The organism is Siphonobacter sp. SORGH_AS_0500, assembly GCF_031453245.1.
Lineage (GTDB): Bacteria > Bacteroidota > Bacteroidia > Cytophagales > Spirosomataceae > Siphonobacter.
In genome coordinates, this window is the sequence record NZ_JAVIYT010000006.1 from 1 (window position 1) to 19,795 (window position 19,795).

Annotated in this window: 15 protein-coding genes; 6 read left to right on the plus strand and 9 right to left on the minus strand. The window is 43.2% G+C overall.

Annotation, left to right across the window (positions count from 1 at the left end):
- The first annotated feature begins 673 nt into the window (after nt 1–673).
- A complete protein-coding gene (locus QE357_RS21680; protein WP_309712321.1) occupies nt 674–1,318 on the plus strand; it encodes an ATP-binding protein in 645 nt (214 codons plus the stop codon).
- A gap of 1 nt (nt 1,319) precedes the next feature.
- Entirely contained in the window at nt 1,320–1,985 is a 666-nt protein-coding gene (locus tag QE357_RS21685) for a response regulator transcription factor (RefSeq protein WP_309712324.1), read from the plus strand.
- A gap of 125 nt (nt 1,986–2,110) precedes the next feature.
- Here QE357_RS21685 and QE357_RS21690 read toward each other — a convergent pair whose 3' ends face one another.
- The 5 genes from QE357_RS21690 to QE357_RS21710 all read right to left on the minus strand — a co-directional run bounded on the left by QE357_RS21690 (nt 2,111) and on the right by QE357_RS21710 (nt 8,432).
- Nucleotides 2,111–2,386, minus strand: coding sequence for a hypothetical protein (locus QE357_RS21690; protein ID WP_309712327.1), 276 nt, complete (start codon nt 2,384–2,386; stop codon nt 2,111–2,113).
- 42 nt (nt 2,387–2,428) lie between these two features.
- Complete coding sequence (gene eutC / locus QE357_RS21695; protein ID WP_309712330.1) at nt 2,429–3,205, minus strand: ethanolamine ammonia-lyase subunit EutC; 777 nt, start codon at nt 3,203–3,205, stop codon at nt 2,429–2,431.
- Nucleotides 3,202–4,584: an ethanolamine ammonia-lyase subunit EutB gene (locus QE357_RS21700; protein ID WP_309712333.1), complete on the minus strand. Its 1,383-nt coding sequence runs from the start codon at nt 4,582–4,584 to the stop codon at nt 3,202–3,204. The genes eutC and QE357_RS21700 overlap by 4 nt, the downstream gene beginning before the upstream one ends.
- Nucleotides 4,581–5,873: an ethanolamine permease gene (eat, locus tag QE357_RS21705; protein WP_309712336.1), complete on the minus strand. Its 1,293-nt coding sequence runs from the start codon at nt 5,871–5,873 to the stop codon at nt 4,581–4,583. Before eat ends, QE357_RS21700 begins: the two co-directional genes overlap by 4 nt.
- Before the next feature lie 120 nt (nt 5,874–5,993).
- On the minus strand, nt 5,994–8,432 hold the full coding sequence (locus QE357_RS21710; RefSeq protein WP_309712339.1) for a phosphocholine-specific phospholipase C: 2,439 nt from the start codon (nt 8,430–8,432) through the stop codon (nt 5,994–5,996).
- 153 nt (nt 8,433–8,585) lie between these two features.
- Here QE357_RS21710 and QE357_RS21715 point away from each other — a divergent pair, with 153 nt between their 5' ends.
- The 3 genes from QE357_RS21715 (at nt 8,586) to QE357_RS21725 (ending at nt 12,471) form a co-directional block, all read left to right on the plus strand.
- Nucleotides 8,586–8,975, plus strand: a complete 390-nt coding sequence (locus QE357_RS21715) for a response regulator (protein ID WP_309712342.1) — start codon at nt 8,586–8,588, stop codon at nt 8,973–8,975.
- Nucleotides 8,976–9,139: 164 nt separating this feature from the next.
- Nucleotides 9,140–10,600, plus strand: a complete 1,461-nt coding sequence (locus QE357_RS21720) for a hypothetical protein (protein WP_309712345.1) — start codon at nt 9,140–9,142, stop codon at nt 10,598–10,600.
- A 62-nt stretch (nt 10,601–10,662) separates the two neighbouring features.
- Nucleotides 10,663–12,471, plus strand: a complete 1,809-nt coding sequence (locus QE357_RS21725) for a cytochrome c peroxidase (protein WP_309712350.1) — start codon at nt 10,663–10,665, stop codon at nt 12,469–12,471.
- Nucleotides 12,472–12,868: 397 nt separating this feature from the next.
- Here the strand turns inward: QE357_RS21725 and QE357_RS21730 are convergent, their stop codons facing one another.
- From QE357_RS21730 to QE357_RS21745, 4 genes are all read right to left on the minus strand, one after another.
- Nucleotides 12,869–14,470: a collagen-binding domain-containing protein gene (locus tag QE357_RS21730; RefSeq protein ID WP_309712353.1), complete on the minus strand. Its 1,602-nt coding sequence runs from the start codon at nt 14,468–14,470 to the stop codon at nt 12,869–12,871.
- An 883-nt stretch (nt 14,471–15,353) separates the two neighbouring features.
- The gene (locus QE357_RS21735; protein ID WP_309712356.1) at nt 15,354–15,908 is read right to left on the minus strand and encodes a hypothetical protein; all 555 of its coding nucleotides are present in this window, start codon (nt 15,906–15,908) and stop codon (nt 15,354–15,356) included.
- 81 nt (nt 15,909–15,989) lie between these two features.
- Nucleotides 15,990–16,781, minus strand: coding sequence for a DUF2490 domain-containing protein (locus QE357_RS21740; protein WP_309712359.1), 792 nt, complete (start codon nt 16,779–16,781; stop codon nt 15,990–15,992).
- A gap of 837 nt (nt 16,782–17,618) precedes the next feature.
- Complete coding sequence (locus QE357_RS21745; RefSeq protein WP_309712362.1) at nt 17,619–18,860, minus strand: serine hydrolase; 1,242 nt, start codon at nt 18,858–18,860, stop codon at nt 17,619–17,621.
- Between the two features lie 379 nt (nt 18,861–19,239).
- Here QE357_RS21745 and QE357_RS21750 point away from each other — a divergent pair, with 379 nt between their 5' ends.
- Nucleotides 19,240–19,677, plus strand: coding sequence for a hypothetical protein (locus QE357_RS21750; protein WP_309712365.1), 438 nt, complete (start codon nt 19,240–19,242; stop codon nt 19,675–19,677).
- Nucleotides 19,678–19,795: the final 118 nt, after the last annotated feature.

The window sequence follows — 19,795 nt, forward strand, 5'->3', positions numbered from 1 at the left end:
AGGTGTAGCAATAGGTTGAATTAGCCTCTTGTTTAGGATATAATTTACTGTAAATGAGTTGGCTAACACTATGGTAGTCGTTGGCTGACATGAACATTTATACTAGTAAAAATTATCTCAATTCATACTAATACTAGTAGGTTAATATATTAAGTTAAATAAATTAGTTAATGTAACTATAGCTTATTTCTATATAAATAACTTTTATCAAGTATTGATAATAACAGAACAGAAATTAGTATAGATAATAGCCTATAGACCATTAAATAATTTACTAATGATACATTAAAATCGAATATATAAAACAGCCATGAAGAGCAAAATATATCTTAAGTAATAGGATATAATATGTGAATAGTATAGATATATGGTACAAATATTGAATTAAAAAAAACCTATCAATACTGCAATACATGCATTGTTAGTGTTGGAGCTATTTTACCATCTATATCAAACTATTAAATTTTATGAAAACCTATATTAATATAGATAATAGAGCTATAAAACTCTTTGTAATATAAGTTAGTGATTGAAATTAAGTTCGGCTAAATACGGTCAGGCTCAACGGAGAGTACAATACTTCAGATATGCATTGGAACGGGAAACATCATCTAAACAAAGCAAAAAAATTATTGTCGGAATCTTGTTTACCAGTTTTGTATCTTTAGTTGTAATGAAAGTCTGGTTTGCAAGAAAGTATAAATTACTAATGAAAGCCCACCAGCAGGAGAAGACAGAGATGGGGAATGATATTCATGACGTAATTAACCCTATGCTTACGTATACCAGAATGACTTTATACAACTTAAGTATATCATCTGGGTATGATCGTGAGAAGTTAAGTGACGTTATAAAATCTTTAGATTCTTCTATTCTTGAAGTAAGAAAATTATCATCCTGGATTCGAAAGACTAACGAATTCAGCGACTTTAAAAATGCTCTTTCAGACATGCTCACTGATCACGGGGCGGCCTATAATCTGAAAGTCTATTTTACCTACCAATTAGATGAGTCTGTTCTAACCAATAGGTCTAAAGCGAATATCTATTTTATTCTGGAAGAATTACTACTTAATACCTGGCGGCACGCCGCTGCTACACGGGTGAAAGTATCCCTATTCATGCAGGAATCAAAGGTTGTAGTACACTATAGTGATAATGGTAAGGGTATTCCCTGGGAGAATGACCACAAGACCACAGGCTTGTCCAGTATTAAACATCGCATAAGCCGCATGGAAGGACATCTTCACTATGCACCACTCAACGAAAACGAAAGTTTTAATTACCTTTTTTCATTCAAAATTCCTTTTAGAACGTAAGATGAATAAGAAGCTTAAAATCGTGATTGCCGATGATCATCCCTATGTCGTACAGGCTTTTAAGTCAACGATTACAATGGATCATAATCTTACCGTAGTCGCTACTGCCCCTGATGGACAACAGGTTCTTGAAGTAGTTGCCAAGTATCAGCCCGACGTAGTCTTCATGGATATACGTATGCCCCGGATGAATGGAATTGAGGCAACTAGATATTTAAGTAATACGAAGTCTGGAGCTAAAGTAATATGTGTAACTGGTTTCGATGATGAGGATGACTTGATGAATATGCTAAAGGCAGGAGCCAAAGGGATTATTTTGAAGACGTCAGAGCCCAGTGAAATACTTAGGGCCGTTGAAAAAGTAATGAATGGAGAGGAATACTTCTGCAGGGACGGAATGATGGTGATGATTAAACGCTTCATGAAAAATGCTCCGTCTGTACGAAAAGCAGAATTCGATGGATATTCTAGTAAAGAAATGGAAATAATCAAGCTTATTGGTAAGCAGAAAACCAGTAAAGAAATCTCTGAAGAACTGTTCTTAGGCGAGCATACCATTAATTATTACCGCCAGAGAATTATGGAAAAAATGAATGTCAAGACTTCAATTGGTATTGTTTTGTACGCATTGAAAAATAATATGATGAGCCTTAACGAGCTATTTTGAAGTTGCAGATGAGTCTCAGTCAAGCTCTTTCAGTATAATACAATTTGTTTTATAATTTTGTTTATGTTAAATAAAAAACATCTTCAACCCTATTCCACTTTATAAATACCCACTAAAAGCTAAAATTAAGACTTCGTTTTTCGCAGAAAGAGAATAATTAATAGAATACATTCGATCCCATACACAAAAAGCAGGGCCCGGATGTAAGGCATATTGTCTGGGTTGGAATAATAATATAAGCCCACCGTTACCATAAAACAGGCGAAGACCGTGAGCGGAGCTTTCCAGCTAGGACGGTTGGGCGATTGAAGTACGTTAATCGCGTAAACGAAGAGTAAAGACTGTACTAGAATGAAAATAAAAAGGCTTATGACGGAGCCTAACTGGTATAAAAAATTCATGTAGGGAAGTCTTGCTACTTTAGGTAAAGTTAATAAAACAACCTATTGTTTCAGGGTTTCGGTTCCGTCAGGGGCATCATCTTTCAGTGCTACGCCAGTCAATTGCAGACGAAAAGCCTGTTGAGTCAGGTACATAAGCTTGTCTACGGCAAGGTTAATACCTAATCCCTGCGGACGAATGTTGGAGATACAATTGCGGCGTTCGTCGGTCAAACCGGGTTCTGGTGCGTACGTTACATACGCTCCCATGCTGTCTGAGGAACTCAAGCCGGGCCGTTCTCCAATCAGTTGGACCACCATTTTGACCTGAAGTAAAGTGCCAATTTCGTCAGAAATAGCTACGCGAGCCTGTTGGACTAAAACCAATGGACTGAAGGTGAAACCCTGGGCCAAGGCTTGTGCCCGAAAAGCCCTAATCAAAGGCCAGGCGTGGGTATTTACCGCTGAGGCCGATAGTCCGTCTGCAATGACGATGGCAATATCGGCTGGTTGTAAATGAGTTGCTGCTAAATTTTTCCGGGATTCTTCCTGTAGCCGTCTTCCTAAATCGGGTCTTTGCAGGTATTCGTCGCGGTGAGCGGCTTTGCTTTTCAGGAGAAAGAACGGTAAGTCATATTCCGTAAATTTTTCCATGAAAAAATTGGTATCCAGGGAAGAATACACCGCGTCTTTGGCGTGAGCATGAGCAAGTTTGAAGGCCAGCGATTCCCGCAGAGGAATGGAAACACCCGTACGACCCAGGGCGATGCGAGCCTGCGTGAATGTTTTCAGACTTTCCCATCCGTCGGGCGAAACCGGACTTTTTTGTAGTTCATTCATGACTCAAAAAATTGTCGATATAACGTTTGTGAAGCTCCCGATTCAAGCCTTTTCTGATCCGCTCCCATGATTCCCTGCTGCAACAGCCAGGCCTCAAATTCGGGTGCGGGACGAAGTCCTAACGCCCGCCGTAAGTATAAGGCATCGTGAAAGGAAGTAGACTGGTAATTCAGCATAATGTCGTCGGCTCCGGGAACGCCCATAATGAAATTGATGCCCGCTACTCCCAAGAGCGTTAATAGCGTATCCATATCATCCTGATCGGCCTGGGCATGGTTGGTATAACAGATGTCCATACCCATCGGCAGACCCAGTAATTTCCCGCAGAAGTGATCTTCCAGTCCTGCCCGGATGATTTGCTTTCCATCGAAAAGGTATTCCGGCCCAATGAAACCAACGACGGAGTTGACCATAAATGGCTTAAAATGACGAGCAACGGCATATGCTCGTACTTCGCAAGTTTGCTGATCGACGCCGTGATGAGCGTTGGATGACAAGGCACTCCCCTGCCCCGTTTCAAAATACATGACATTCGAGCCAACCGTTCCCCGATTCAGGGCTAAACCGGCCTCGTAAGCTTCCTGTAATAAAGCGAGGGTAATCCCAAAACTGGTATTGGCCTGTTGAGTTCCGGCAATCGATTGGAAAATCAGATCCACCGGAACCTGTTGTTCCATAAGCGGGATCGTAGTAGTGATATGACTCAACACGCAGCTTTGTGTGGGCATATCAAAGCGTTGCCGAACGTCGTCGAGCATACGCAATAATCGGGTAACGGCAGCGGGACTGTCAGTGGCCGGGTTAATACCAATCACGGCGTCACCGCTGCCGTATAATAAACCGTCGATAATACTGGCGGCAATTCCTTTGGCATTGTCCGTAGGGTGATTCGGCTGGAGACGAACGGACAAGCGACCTCTCAAACCCAGCGTATTACGAAAGCGGGTAACGACTTCGCACTTTTGAGCAACCAGAATTAAATCCTGATTTCGCATCAGCTTTGACACCGCTGCGACGATTTCGGGGGTTAACCCAGAGCTAATCGTTTGTAAAAGCTCTGGCGTGGCGTCGTCACTTAATAACCAGTCCCGCAAATCTCCCACGGTAAAATGACTCATAGCCGCAAAGGTGTGTGTATCGTGCGTGTCGATGATGAGTCGGGTTACTTCGTCGTTTTCGTAAGGAATAACCGTTTCAGATAAAAAGACCGGTAACGGAACGTCCGCCAGAGCCATTTGAGCCGCAATTCGTTCTTCATACGTCTGAGCCGCAATGCCCGCCAATCCGTCTCCCGACCGAAGCGGACTAGCTTTAGCCAGTAACTCCTTGAGGTCTGCAAAGCGATAGGTAAATCCCCGAATGGTACATTGATAACTCATAAGGAGGATTGAGTCGGTTTTTTCTGGAAACGATAGATTAGTAAAATCAGAAGTAATCCGCCGAAAAAGAGCAGGGTTAACAGGCTGTAGAAATACACCATTGCTAGTAAAGCCAGTAACGCAAGGGCAAAAGCGATAGCCGGGAAATACGGATAGAAGGGGGCTTTAAAGGGCCGATTCATACCAGGTTCGGTTTTCCGCAGACGAAACAGCGTTAACATGCTTACGACGTAAACCACCACCGCTCCAATCGTGGAAAGAATCACTAACTTACTGGTGTCCAGCAATAAGAGTGCCAGGATGCCTAATCCCGCCCCGACCAACAAAGCCACGTAAGGTACCTGTCGTTTCGAACTGACTTTCGCTAAAGACGCCGGTAAATATCCCTGTCGGGCCAGTGCGAACATCTGCCGGGAGTAGCTGATAATAATGCCGTGAAAAGAAGCGATGAGTCCGAATAGGCCTACGCTGGCAAACAGCTTGGTTAAGGGATTATTCTGTCCGAGTATCAAACCGATGGATTCGGGTAAGGGGTAATCAATGGTGGAAAGTTGCTCCCAGGAAGTAATACCACCCACACTAATCATTACGGCCAGAGCGAGCAAGGCCAGCGTTAACAAAGCAGAAATATATCCTTTGGCCAAAGCCCATTTTTCGTCTTTAACCTCTTCAGCCACCATAGCAATTCCTTCCAGACAAACGAATAACCAGATGGCAAAAGGTAAGGCGGCAAACACACCCGCCCAACCAAAGGGAAAGGGGTTATGCAGGAAGTTACTCATCTGAAAATGAGGGGCCGCCACACCAATGAATAGCAGCAGTTCGGCAATGGCCAGAATCGTCATGATGAGCGAAAACCAGGCTGCTTCCTGAATGCCCAGCAGATTAATCAGCGTGAAAACGATATAGCCCGTGATGGCCGCCGGAATGACGTCAATGCTGGGATACAGAAAGTGCATGTAACTGCCCAGAGCCAGGGCAATGGCTGGGGTAGCAAAGAGAAATTCGATGAGTGTGGCGTAACCAGCAATGATGGCTCCCCAGCTCCCAAAGGCTTTCAGGGCGTAGGCAAATGGGCCACCCGCATTGGGGATGGCGGTAGTTAATTCTGTAAAACTGAAAATGAAGGTAAAGTAAAGGACGGTGATAATCAGCGTGGCGATTAACAGACCCAGGGTTCCGGCCACTCCCCAGCCCAGATTCCAGCCGAAGTATTCGCCCGAGATGACCAGCCCAACGCCAATGGCCCACACGTGAACGGGACTTAATGCTTTCTTTAATTCTGACATAGTTTCAAATGGTTAAGGGAAGGTATAAAATAAAGGAGAAGTATTTATCTATCTTGCCTAATAAAACTTAGGTAAAATTAATAAATACTTCTCCTTTGTTTTAGGGATAAAGTAATAAACTTAACTCATAGCCGGATCACTGAAGCTGGATTTCCCGGTTTCGATATGACCTGCGTAGCGGTAAGAAACACCCTGAATTGCTACGCTGAAATCATACCAGTGATGGCTTTTCTGCTGATTCAAGGTTAGTTTCTGGGGCTTGTTACTGAGCTTTTTAGTCTGCGGGGCCTGCCCGTAGGAGTGGTCGGTAATGGTTGCGATCTGACCGTCTTTTCCTGAGAATGTTACGAGTAGATTACCCGTAAATTCTTTCTTCGCTGACTGCTCATACGCACAGTGGACCTGGAGATTCGCAACCCCAGCCGCACCTTTAAATTCCCGATAAAAACCGTTCGGCCCATAGACCCGGAAGTAATAATTTCCAGAAATCGGCCAGTGATCGGTTAACACATCACCCGCCGCAACGGTATAATGACGGATGTTGAAATCGTTTTCGAGGATTTCGTAAACCGTGAAAGGAGAACCCGCTGGGCCCAGGGATTTCAGCGTTAATACAAAATCATTACCATTTACTTGAGCATCTGCATAGAGTTCGTAAGGTAGGGCATTGGCCGGACGCGTGCCCTTTTCCTGACGCGGGTAATAGATGGAAGACTTCGGATCTTTCAGCAGTTGCTGAATTTCAGTCTCTGAAAACGCGTGAAAATTGGAAGGTAATCCTTTGAACTGAGCCGAGTGAATTTGCTCAATAAATGCGTTTTTATTGACCGGTTGTGGTAAATCCATTTTCTCTCCGTGAAAAGGACGGAAAACCGAAGTTAAGTCGCCGCAAATCGTCCTTCGCCAATCGCTGATGTTTGTTTCTCGAATGGACTTACCTTTTTTGTGACTCAAAAAGTTTTCCAGGAATTGAAGAACGGAGGTATGGTCAAATACCTCGGAACATACAAACCCACCCCGACTCCAGGGCGAAGCAATGACAAGCGGAACGCGGTAGCCCAGACCAATGGGGCCGGAACGGGGATTTTTTTCCTTTGCCTCCTGTTCTAGACTAACAAATTCCAGGGTTGTGTCAATGCCTTTACTGGTCTTACCCGTTTCTGGACGAGTCGGATGAGCCGGAACAAAAGGCGGCAGGTGATCGAAATACCCGTCATTTTCATCGTAAGCCAGGATGAAAATGGTCTTCTTCCAGACGTCAGGATTTTTCGTTAGAATATCCATTGCTTCTGAAATATACCACGCCCCATACCAGGGAGCCGTCGGGTGATCGGAGAAGTTTTCGGGAGCCACCAGCCATGAAACCGTGGGTAAGGTCTTGTTCTCTACATCCGAACGGAACTGGTGCAAAATATCGCCTTTCGGCAGCATCGTTTCGCGTTGGGTACCTTTGTCGTCGTAGGTAAGCTTGGTTACTTTACGGTAGTCAGGATCGTTTACGTTAGTGGTAAAGGCTTTCCGGTGAAGATTTTTTTCTCGTTCTGAAAGCTTGTCAAAGGCTTCAGGCGTCCACTTGGCATGATCCTGTTTGGCGATCTTAAGCCATTCGTTCAGGCGGGTTAACTCCTGTTTGGTTCTTTTATGAGCTTCAGAACCAGCCGTTTCCTGCTGAAGTTTTTTCTCTAAATCCGTTATTTTTTGCGGAGCTTCCTCAATAAATTTTGTGAGATACGCATGATAAGCCGGGTGAAAACGTACCTGAAACTGACTGAACCATTCAATGGGGTTATCGGTGAAGTTTGCTAACCAGCTTTCGGCTTCACCTTCCAGGCCGCTTGGTAGGCTGATTTCATTCTGATAAATCTTCCAGGAAATCTGTTCATCCTCTAATCGTTCAGGGAAGGTTTTCCAACTGGCTTCTTTTCCATAATCGACGTTACTATTCCAGACGTTAGCCCGGCTTTCGGGATGACGCGGATCGCGGATGGTTCCGGTCCACAGGAATAAACGGTTGGGCGTAGTACCCGTTTGGGACGAACAAAAATTATGGTCACAAACGGTAAAGGCATCCGCCAGGGCGTAATAGAAGGGCAAATCCTCACGCGTGTAATACCCCAGTGTGAGGGGCATAGAAGCAAAAGCTTGATTACCTGATTTTTTAGCCTGAAGCCATTTATTGTATTTCCCGCCGTTAAAAGCCTCAACCTGATCGCCCCAGGAGTGCGGCAGGGAGTTCATCCAGGTGGCTTTGGTGTCCTTCAGATTCAAACGGAAAGGGGCATACGTTTCACCTTTGTCATTGGTTTGCAGCCAGACGGGACGTTTATTGGGTAAATCAATGGCTCGAGGATCATTGAAACCGCGAACGCCCCGCAGGCTTCCCAGGGCATGATCGAACGAGCGATTTTCCTGCATTAAAATGACGATGTGTTCGGCATCAAGGTAGCTAGTTCCTTCTTCTGGATCAATGGCAAGAGCCTTTTGAATGGAAGCAGGAATAAGCCCGGCGGCAGCTAATAAGGAAGCTTTTTTCAGAAAATCTCGTCTGGAATCCATCATTTGAAATTACTGACTAAGTTAAAAGCTCTTACCAGGTTGGTAATCTAAAGAATTGGTAAGAAATTCGTAATATAAATTAGGTAACTAGGAGTTTTGCTTGTAAAAAATGTAGTTAGCTAGCCTATTCATCCTTACGTAAAATAAATAGATTAGATGATTCAAATACCCATTTTTGTTGTAGTTGATAATAACACGGATTACCAGAGAATTTTAAAAATGGCTTTTCAGAAAAGCCAGATCGACGGACAGTTACACTTTAGTGAAGACGCCAGCCAGTTATTTGACTTACTTGAAAAGCTTGATTCAAAGCCCGACCTCTTTATCCTGGATTATGAATTGTCCTCATCCAATGGCATAGAGATAGCTAAACGCATCATGCAATTAGAAAAATGGAAAACCATTCCAATTATTATCTTTTCTTTTCTGGATAGTGCAAAAGTGAAAAAACAAGCTCTTGAACTCGGCATTAAAGCCTTTGTTGCCAAACCAGAAAGTTACAATGGCACAATTGAATTCTGGAATGCAATCCGTACTTATTTATAAGTGAGGATTGCATTATGGACATGCAAAAGTAATAGCTGGTAAGAAAAGAAGGGTGTTAATAAATGAGATAGTTGTTGTGGTAAATACTTACAATAATGTAAAAAGCCAGTAACATACAAGTAATATATGGTAGAGAATTTTGCAGCTTAACAGCAATTGATCACATGCAACGAGCTTTATCTGCAACGATTCTTTTAGGGGCTGCTTTATGGGCGTGTACGGATCACACCGACCCTGATAATAGCGGCGTGGTACTTCAAAATCATTCAGTAACCCCAGTGTTACTGAAGAAAAAAACGGGCTTCGAGAACCTGGAACTTTTCTCGCTCATTGGGTCTGACGACGTGCTTCCTCAGTCACCGGGTTTCGTTTTCGGAGGTTCTGCGGATGGCTCAGGTTTATTGAAAAACGCAGATGGCACCTTCTCGATGCTCATCAACCACGAGGATAACTTCTCTGTTTCACGGATTACCCTGGATAAAACCTTCAAACCCGTGAAAGGAGAATACATCCTTAACTCGGATGGAGGCCAGTATCGTTTGTGTTCGGCTACGATGGCAACGCCAAAGGAACACGGTTTTGGTCCCGTTTATCTGACTTGTGGTGAATCCAGCGAAGAGTCTCAGATTCATGCCCTAGACCCCTACTCTATGCCCGGAGCGGCCAGCACCTCCCGCACGAAATCTTCATTGGGTCGTCAGAATGCAGAACAGGCCTTGCCCTTACCTAAAACGGCCTATGCGGGTAAAACGGTTATCATTGTAGGGGATGACGACAGCGGAACCAATGGCGGTCAGGTGTTTATGTACATGGCGGATCAGGTGGGTGATCTGGATAATGGGTCGTATTACACGATGCGTCGCAAGGACTTGAACCAGCGGGAAATGGACATGAAAGAAGGGCAGAAATACGCCGTTGAATTTGTGAAAATTGAAGATCAGAAAACGCTGACGGGCCGCCAGATGAACCAGAAGGTTGATACTGAACTGAAATCCATCAAATTTGGTCGGGTTGAAGACGTGGATTACCGCAAAGATGGCATCGGTCGCGAGCTGTATTTCAACGTAACCGGACAAAACAATACGGGAGTTAATGCTGATTATTCCCGTACCAAATATGGACGTACCTACCGTCTGGTATTGGATGCTAACAACCCGTTAAATGGGCAACTGGAAGTGATTCTGGACGGTGATGACCGCAATGGTAAAGCTAAAACGTTCCAGGATGTGGATAACATTTGCGTGACGAAAAACTACGTTTACGTGCAGGAAGATCCTAACGGTTACGGCGATGAAAAGCACGACAGCTACATTTATCAGTATAACATTGCTACGGGTGAACTGAAAGTAGTGCTGGAGCTGGATCACCACCGCACGGCGGCTGATAAAGAAAAGTATAACCAGAACGAGTCAGCCACGCAATACGTGGAGTCACGCCTGGGTAGCTGGGAATACGGCTCAATGGTAGATATTTCGGAAGCTACCGGACAGGATGCTACCTTTATGTTGATGGTTCAGCCTCACAGTTGGCGTTCGTCCAAATACGCAGGCGTGGATGGCGGAAGCATTCGTAAAAACGAAAATCAGGCGAGTCAGGTAGTAATCATCCGTGGCTTACCTCGCTAGTTATCAATAAAGTAACACCTAATTCCTGCCGGGTAACTGGCAGGAATTTCTGCTTTTTATTCATGAAAAAAAGCTTGATTTTTTGTTTGAGTTTAGGAATTCTGGCGGGGGTAATCTGGTGGGGATGCCAGCCTAAGCAGAGCCGTGCAGCACTCGTTCAGGAGCAATTTCGAAAGGATATTATTCAACTGGATTCATCGGTTAGTTTATTACTAAAAAGCGTTGAAAGCAAAGCAAAGCCCGCTGAGATTCAGAGCCGCTTTTGTCAAGCCCGCCTCGCCTACAAACGGGTGGAGTGGCTGACGGATTATTATTTTCCGGAAACGGCAAAAAACCTGAACGGCCCGCCACTGGACGAATTTGAAGAGGCTGATCAAGTGGTCATTCCGCCCGAGGGTTTCCAGGTCATTGAAGAATACCTGTTTCCGCAAGTAGACACCACCCAGAATGCTGCTTTATTGCAACATCTGAGGGTATTAAAGGCGAATCTGACCCGTTTAACTTTCATGGATGGTTCGAACCAGCTAACCGATCAGCATATTTTCGATGCGGCCCGGCTGGAGCTTTTCCGCATTTTTACACTCGGCATTTCCGGCTTTGATTCTCCCGCCGCTTTGCATTCTTTACCCGAAGCCAGAGCAGCTCTTAGGGCTATAGAAGATAACATTAACGTATATAGAGAAGAGTTACAGGAAGAAGACCCGGTTTTGGCTCAACAATTACAGCGGCAATTTGAATTATGCCATCACCCTTTACAGGGGTCGTTTGAAGCGTTCAATCGTCTGGACTACCTGACTGAACACCTGAATCCCTTGAGTAAAAAGTTATATGAAGCCCAGTTAGCCCTTCGTATAGAACCCTTTGGAGAATCGAGAGCCTTGTCGGCTTCGGCTATGACGATGCATGATTCGGCTGCTTTTAACCCCGAACATTACTTATCCGTTGCCAGCCAGGGAACCACTCCGCAAAAAGTGGAACTGGGTAAACGTCTGTTTTATGATCCGATTCTTTCTGGCAATCATCAACGCAGTTGTGCTTCGTGTCACCAGCCGGACAAGGCCTTTACCGATGGCATAACGCGGAGTGCTTCGCTGTCGGGCGGGACGATTCAACGCAATACGCCGAGTTTATTAAATGCTGCCTTGCAAGCTCGTCTTTTTAGCGACTCCCGCGTGGTTTATCTGGAAGATCAGGCTCAGGATGTTATTGCCAATATTGACGAAATGCATGGCTCTTTAGAGAAGGCCGTGGATGAACTTCAGCATCATGCAGCCTATAAGAAAGCTTTTCAAAAGGCTTATCCGACAGAAGCCATTAGTCCTCAAACGATTCGTAACGCCATTGCCGCTTACGAGCGAACGCTGCTGTCCCTAAATAGTCGCTTTGATCAGTACGTTCGGGGTAATTATAAAGCTCTGAATGCCAGTGAGAAAAGAGGGTTTAATCTCTTCGCGGGGAAGGCCAAATGTGCGACCTGCCATTTTCTGCCTCTGATGAATGGAACGGTACCGCCTTTCTATGAAAAAGCAGAAAGTGAAGTGTTGGGCGTACCGGCACAGGCTGGTTGGAAAAACCTTCGCCTGGATTCTGACTTGGGAAAATACAACTTAACCAAAGCAGATCTGCATCGACATGCCTTCAAAACACCTACTGTACGGAACGTCGAGTTAACGGCCCCTTACATGCACAACGGCGTTTATAAAACCCTCGAAGAAGTCGTCGAGTTTTATGATCGCGGTGGTGGGCAGGGATTAGGCTTGATAGTACCCAATCAAACCCTAGCCGCTGATTCGCTTCATTTAACGATCCAAGAGAAAGCAGATCTGGTTAACTTTATGAAAGCATTAACGGATGTATCTGCTATTCAGTAATTTATAGGAGTGGTAATTTAATCAGAAGAGCGTATGAATGGCTAATGTTCATACGCTCTTCTGATTTATCTGGCCGACTTAGATATTTTAAGAACTTACTTTTCTGGTTTTCAATTGGCTAGTTACTGGCTTTACCGAATTGGATCCTTCAAAACAAGCTAACTAAGTAGTTGATTTAACTTATCTAAGGTTGTATAACATTTTACAAACGCACAATTATAAAATGTTATATAACCTTTCACGGAAAGTTTATTATACTCAGAAATGGATAAAAATATATAATAGTTGTTGAAAAGGCTTGAAAAGTTACTTCGCGAGAATGGCGTAGATGAAAAAAATAAGACAGAGACCGGCTCTGTCTTATTCTTACGAAAATGAGATTAGTTGCAACTATCCCCTATAAAATCATTACTTTTTTCGTATAAACACCCGAATGGTCCTGGATGCGAAGCAAATACGTTCCAGTCTGTAATCGATGGGAAGGAGTTACTTGAAGAGTTCTGCTTTCGATCTGATGGGTAGAAATGGCGATTTCAATGCCTTGGGTACTCATCATTTTTACCTGAGTATCAGCATCCTGCACGCGAATGGCGAAGCTTTCGCCGTGATTAGGATTGGGGTATACCGCGTGTAAATGATTTTCAGGAGAATCGATAACTATTGAAACTATCCGCAGGTTATGAATAGTGCCGTCAGTATCCATTTGTTTCAGCCCATAATAGTTCACGCCAAAACTGGGGTTAGTATCCAGGAATGAGTAATTTTTCGTTACTGTAGACTTCCCTTGGGCAGCTACAGTCTTGATGGTTTCAAAAGACTTACCGTCCTGACTCCGTTCAATGGTAAAATAGGAGCTGTTCGATTCCTGGGCTGTAGACCAGGTTAATTTCGTTTGCTGCTGATCCGTAGCCTGAGCTTTGAAAGTAGCTAACTCTACTGGAAGGCTTTTATTATTCGTCTGACATCCGCTTACGTCCGCACTAAATACCTGGTAGTGATTTTCTCCACCCGATTGATTATAACTCAAGGCCACTACCTGACCGTCGATGTTACTTGAAATAGTTTTTTCGAAATCAGCGTTTGGAGCGAGAATCGTACCCCTGATTGTATTATTGCGAGATTTTAACGTAAGTGTTGTGGTATTGGGGAAATTGAATAAAATGTATTGCCCCTGCTGATCTCCAATGCCGGAAATATCAATGGAATTCCAGTTAATGGTTGTTCCTTCGGTGATGTTAATAACAAAAGGAGTAGTACTATTAGGCTGAATATTATCTTTAAAAACCAGCGTACTAATCTTATTTAGTTGTTCGCCAGTTAAATTTAGAAAATTGACTTTATCCCGCGTTAATTTTACTTCTACACGTCCTGAACCAGGGATTTCATTAGCAGTAATTTTTCCCTTATTCGCATTTGATGCTTTGTCTGTATCATACAGATCTACAGAGGATTGACAGTTAGCAATCAGGGTAGAGTTATCCTGAAGCTGACTAAAAATGGATTCCATATCCAGCTTTTCACTCTTCTGGATCTGAACACTTTCAACGGGTTGAGTGGTAGATAATTCAATGCGTGGATTCTGGTTACGAATGGTATTAATATCCGTTGCCGATGTTTTTTTAACGATTCTGGTAGTCTCTGTTCCCTGATTACCATTGTTTACGGTAGAGGTGCTTAAGTCACCAATTTTAACGTAACGACTGTTGTCCACTTTTACGGTATTTCCAGCGTTATAGTCTACTTTACCACCCACGTACAAGCCTATAAGTTTTCCTTCCACACCCGTGTAAGTACCTACGGAATGAATATTTACCTGATAGTTACCCTTAATAGTAAGATTTCCACCAACGGCCATTGGCCCATCGGTTTCATTACTACTAATGGTCAAATTGTTCTTAACCATGACATTAAATCCTTTTGCGGGTGTAAGCGGATTTTGAGCCATTAAAGCAATACCTGATAAAAGAAATCCAATGGAGAAGGTAATAGTTTTTTTCATGTTGATTAGTTGACGGATGATCCTTTTTGTTAGAATGAGCATACGAAATACAGGCTCTGTTGATTAGTCAGAGCTGAAAATAGATCAATACGCGACTTACCAGAACTTTATAAAAGTCTGGGTTAGATAGCATTATATGCTTGCGTTACATGATTGACGTATTGACGATTATGTATATACGTACACAAAAATCAATTGAATAAATTCTACTTCCGGGTTGGATTTTCAAATGAACAGCAAACGGGATGAGTAACGATCAGTAGTTATGAGTAGTGGCGGTTGCCTGGCGGAGCTATGATTTACTCATAAAGACTCATAAAAGAAGATTCTGAGCGGGAATCAACGCAGAATACAAGTCTTCTGATCTTAGTTATTGGCGGATACTATAATCTCATCGTTCTTAACCACTAGAAGCATATGGCAGTATGCCGCGTTTAAGAACTCCCCAAAATTAGGTATATATCGGTATTGTAGCAAATTAAATTTTGTCGTTTTATGAAAATTAAAGTAGTGTTATAATGATTAAACGGCTGCCTACTATAAGTATGTATTGGGATTGATATATTAAGTTAATAAACTCATTCATGCATTACATCATTGGGATTATTAGAAATTTTATTTTATAATACACTCATTATCAATTAGTAAATAAATCAAAGTTATAATAACTTACTAACTAGTTAAGCTATTCGAGTCAGCTATTGATGTTAAGGCAATAAATACGTAGCAAATTTTGTAAGCTATTTTTAACAGTTTATGATGAAATTCTACCAATGAGTAGTAATAGATTCAATAGTGTATCATTAGAATTATATCTCTACTTTAATAAAAATGAAAAAGAGAACTAACTCAGGCGAGCTAGTTCTCTTTTTTCTTCTATTAATTACAAATCAATAGACGATCGGCTATGGATTTCTTGTCCGCCTGAACGCTGCAGCTCCTGAGCAATAACTTCATATTCAGCATCGCTTCTAGGCGTAACTCCTAACACAATTCCTCCTTCCTTCAGACTGTTTTCATAATACTCCGCTCGCTCCTGGGGAATTCCAGATCCTACCAGAGCACCAATAATGCCACCAGTCAGTCCACCGGCCCCTGCTCCGGTCAAGGCCGCCAGAAGCGGACCTGCTACCACCAGACCTAAGCCAGGTAATACAACGACTGTACCCAGAGCTGCTATCGCTCCAACAATGGCTCCGGCAGCTCCGCCGATGGCTGAACCAACGCCAGCTTTTTCAAGAGCTTTGTTACCCAATTCGGACGTATTTTCCTGATCTTTGAAACGTTCACGCGTTTCGTCTGACATTAATACAGAAATGTCTTTGGATGAAAACCCATGATTGATCAATGCGTTATAAGCATTTTCAGCGTCTTTCGTATTAGCGAACACCCCCGTTACAACAGCATCAGAAGTGTGAGTTGGATTTACTGCATTCATAGTTATGGATGGCTTAGTTGATAATGTATGTATGCTTATATAATCATACCAGTGAAGGTTTTGAATGGTAAAGTGGGGCCATTATCGGCCTGGTTGGGGCATTTCCTTTCTAGTAAAATCAATTCCATAGATCAGATTTAATCGAAAGCCCTGATTAATCTCATAAATAGGGCGGTTGCTGACGGGGTCAAGATCAGACTGACGCGTGATTTGATGCAGATACCCCAGCTCTAGTTTCAAATCATCGTTAAATTGATAACCGACGCCCCCCAGAATTCGATTCTGATTATAGACATTATCATCTTTGCCCAGATTAATAAAAAGCTCGTCAAAAGCAGTCAGATAAAATTCCCGATCATCGATACTTGAGCCTTGTAAGGGATACTGAATTTCAAGTTGATAGCGAATTCGGTTGGCGTAATTCCAGGTATCAAGATGGTGAACTCCTTTGACGGTAGACTCGCCCATCCAACGCTGTTCTACTCGGATTCGTTGTTCCAGATTGAAACGGGCAAGGGTTTGCGACCATTGAATGTCTTCGTACAAACGGTGTTCCCGATTGGGTACCATTTGCCCGGCTACGGGATGCTCGCCATAGGGATAAGTAGTTAGATTGGTATAACCACCGGATACTTTTACCAACTCATGTAATGAATAAACGGCTCCTATGCGAGCCAGCGATTGCTGCCAGGAACGAATATATTGCGTCCGCCGCCACTGGTATTCGGTATGAATAGCCCATTTTTTGCTCACCTGATGATTGCCATTATAAGTAAACCAACCAATCGAGTTACGATCAATGATACGTTCGGATTGAGCCAAGGTAATGAAGGGTATTGAAAAAAGAATAAGTAGAGATAAGATAGATTTCATGTTAGTAGGAGTGAGTATAGATAGGATAAAAAACGTTTGCCACATTAACACTGATTTTATATAAATTATAAAAACGTTATTTAAACGTTATAATTTCTATAAAAGTAAATTGATACAAACTAATGCGTAGTTTCCATTTATAAGCTGTCTAACACTACAATTTCAAAACCTACTACGAATGGAAACGACTACGGCTCTCTACCACTACTTGACTCTGGCGATGTTTTATTTGAGAAAGCATTTTCTAGTGATGATCCACTGGTTTACATCCTCTCGGCCAGAGGCCTATAGCCAAGTAGTCGCTCGGCTCTCGCCGAGCGACTGCGAGAGTGGGGAGCCACTCTATGACCCCATAACTTCGCAATCCTTCGCTTCGCTCTGGATGACAGCGGTAAGAAGATGGTAACAGTAGTGATCCGCGACTGTGTCGCGGACGCCCAAGAAATGCGTCTGTGACGCTAAATGTTACTGATGCAGACGAGCAATGGTCATGAGTAGATTAAGATAATCCCACAGCTCATATCGAATACTTTAATCAGCTCTAGCAACGGAGTATCAGAGCTTGCTTATGTAGAATTTCCGTATGCTTGATGGATGTTAACTATTCAATCGGTACGATACTCCCCTCTCCTTCCAGGCCACAAGTAAAAGGCTTCCCGTGTTCGGACGTGAAAACGCCATCTTCTCCCAGATTTTCTTTACGTCTTACTGAGAAATTAATGTTATAAAACTTCTTGTAAGTCCCCCCAATTGATCCATAGGAATAATGCGGTACATTCAGAAACAAGAAAACCCGGAAGTCAAAAACTTCCGGGTTACGAATAAAATTCTCTAAATCTATTTAGGTAAGGCTTCTAAAACGGTCTTCACCAGGCCATCTATCGCCTTTGTTTCAATCCAGCGAACTACCATGACCAGTTCGTGATCAGGATCTACATAAATTATATTTGTTCCGTTACCCACGTGAGTAAAAGCCGTTTCGGGAGCACTGGGTAAATATTTCTTATCCGTATTCAAAAACCAGTTCATGTATCCGTACGTTGGCTGAGCAAGAGTTGGCGTGCGTGCCTGACTTACCCATTTTTCGGACAATAGTTGCTTGCCATTCCAATTACCTTTGTGCATGGTTAACAAACCAAAACGGCCCATGTCATACGCATTAATAAACATGCCCCCACCCCAGTGACCACCGCCACTCACCGACTGAACGGGATGCCCGTCGAGTACAATCCAGGCATTGCGGTAACCCGTCCATCGCCACGTATTAGAAGCTCCAATGGGGTCCATAATATGCGTCTTCAACACTTCAGGCAAAGGCTTCCGCCAAACACTAGTCGCGGCCAGAGCCAATGCGTTTACCCGCACATCATTGTACTCATACGTGCTACCCGGTTTGTTTCGGGGGCGTGTTCGCCACTCTGATGCATTCGCACTGGGACGGTCGGCCCATTCTGGTTTTCCCCACAACATGCCTTCCCAATCGCTCGTTTGCCGCAGCAGATGATCCCAGGTAATGGTGCGGTTATGAGGTGTAGCGAAAGGTTGCAGTAATTCAGGCTCGCCCAATTGATCAGCCGCACGCATGAGTGGTTGTGCGAACACTTCGATGGGCGGCACATACGGAGCCACGGTATCGTTCACATTCCGAATCAATCCCTGATCTACGGCCAGTCCAACGACAGTAGACAAAAAGCTTTTTGTCACACTGTGCGTCATGTCGCATCGCATGGGTTCACCCCAGCTAGCTACGACATACCCTTTGTAGATGATTAACCCCGTAGGTTCCCCACGTTCGGCAAAAGGGCCAATGGCAAAGCCGTAAGGTTCTTTCCCGAAACTCTGGTAGTGCGACATTTCCATGCTTCGGGGGTTTTTACTTTCATTAACCTTCGCATAGTTGATTGCTGATGCAATTTGAGTGGCATTCAAACCCAGGTCCTGCGGGCTTTTCTGCTCCCAGTTTTGAGCAGTGGGAAAGTACGGAGTTGGAGCGGCAGTCTTCTTTTTTTGAGCTATGCTTGTGGAAACACTCAAGAGAAGAAAAGCAATCGCTGTTGATGATCGACGAATAGACATCATAAGGATGGGCACGAGAAGACAGTTCAGTCAAAATTACTAGATCAACCGTAGCAAATCCATAATTAACTTCAATTTAGAAGAGTTTAACGTTTAGGGAAATCCGTTCAATCACTTCTATTCTTATTTAAGTCTGTGAAATTGCATTAATTAATGCTTGAAATATACACAACTATTTAATTATCAGTCTTTTATTCAGCATCAATTTGAATTATGTGGTGATTGTAGCTTATGCATTCCTTGCATCATTGAAAAATATATCTACTCACTAGAAAAAATATCATTGATTATCAGAGTATTACTTAATAAAATGGTACCTTAGAGCCAGTAGATAATACCTGCTTGTGTATCCTGTTCCTCGTGTTTACAATTCACCGAACGTATGAAACTTATCTTCTTATTACTTGGCCTAGTGGGGTATCCGCTATGGGGTATCTCTCAAACTGCTCAGAGGGATTCTGTAGTGTTTCTTAGAGCGAACACGATTGAATTAACGTCTACTTTTCCTGAAGACGATTTGTATCACATCTCTCAGGTTTACTTGATTGGTCAGGGTTATCAATTAGAAACCAATCATTCTACGCATAAATTAGTGGTGGGAGTTTTAGAAGATGAGGCCTTATCCAAAAAACATAAAGTACGCATACAAATTCGCAAAGATGGCTTGTTTCTTCAGTGGGAACACCCTCTCAACCAAAGCATGGGATATGCCGCTATTTCGTACTTACCCAGCTCCCCTTACTGGCCTATTTTTGAAGCTTTGGCCGATGAATTGAAAGGGTATTTAAAGGGCTCTGACAAGTATTACCTAAATTTATAAATCGCCCAAAAAAGTGTTTAAACGATTCAATTAATCTATAATAGGTACGAAAATAAAAAGACCTGCTTGTCGTCACAAGCAGGTCAAATTTTTTACATCTATCAATCGTCAAAGCCGC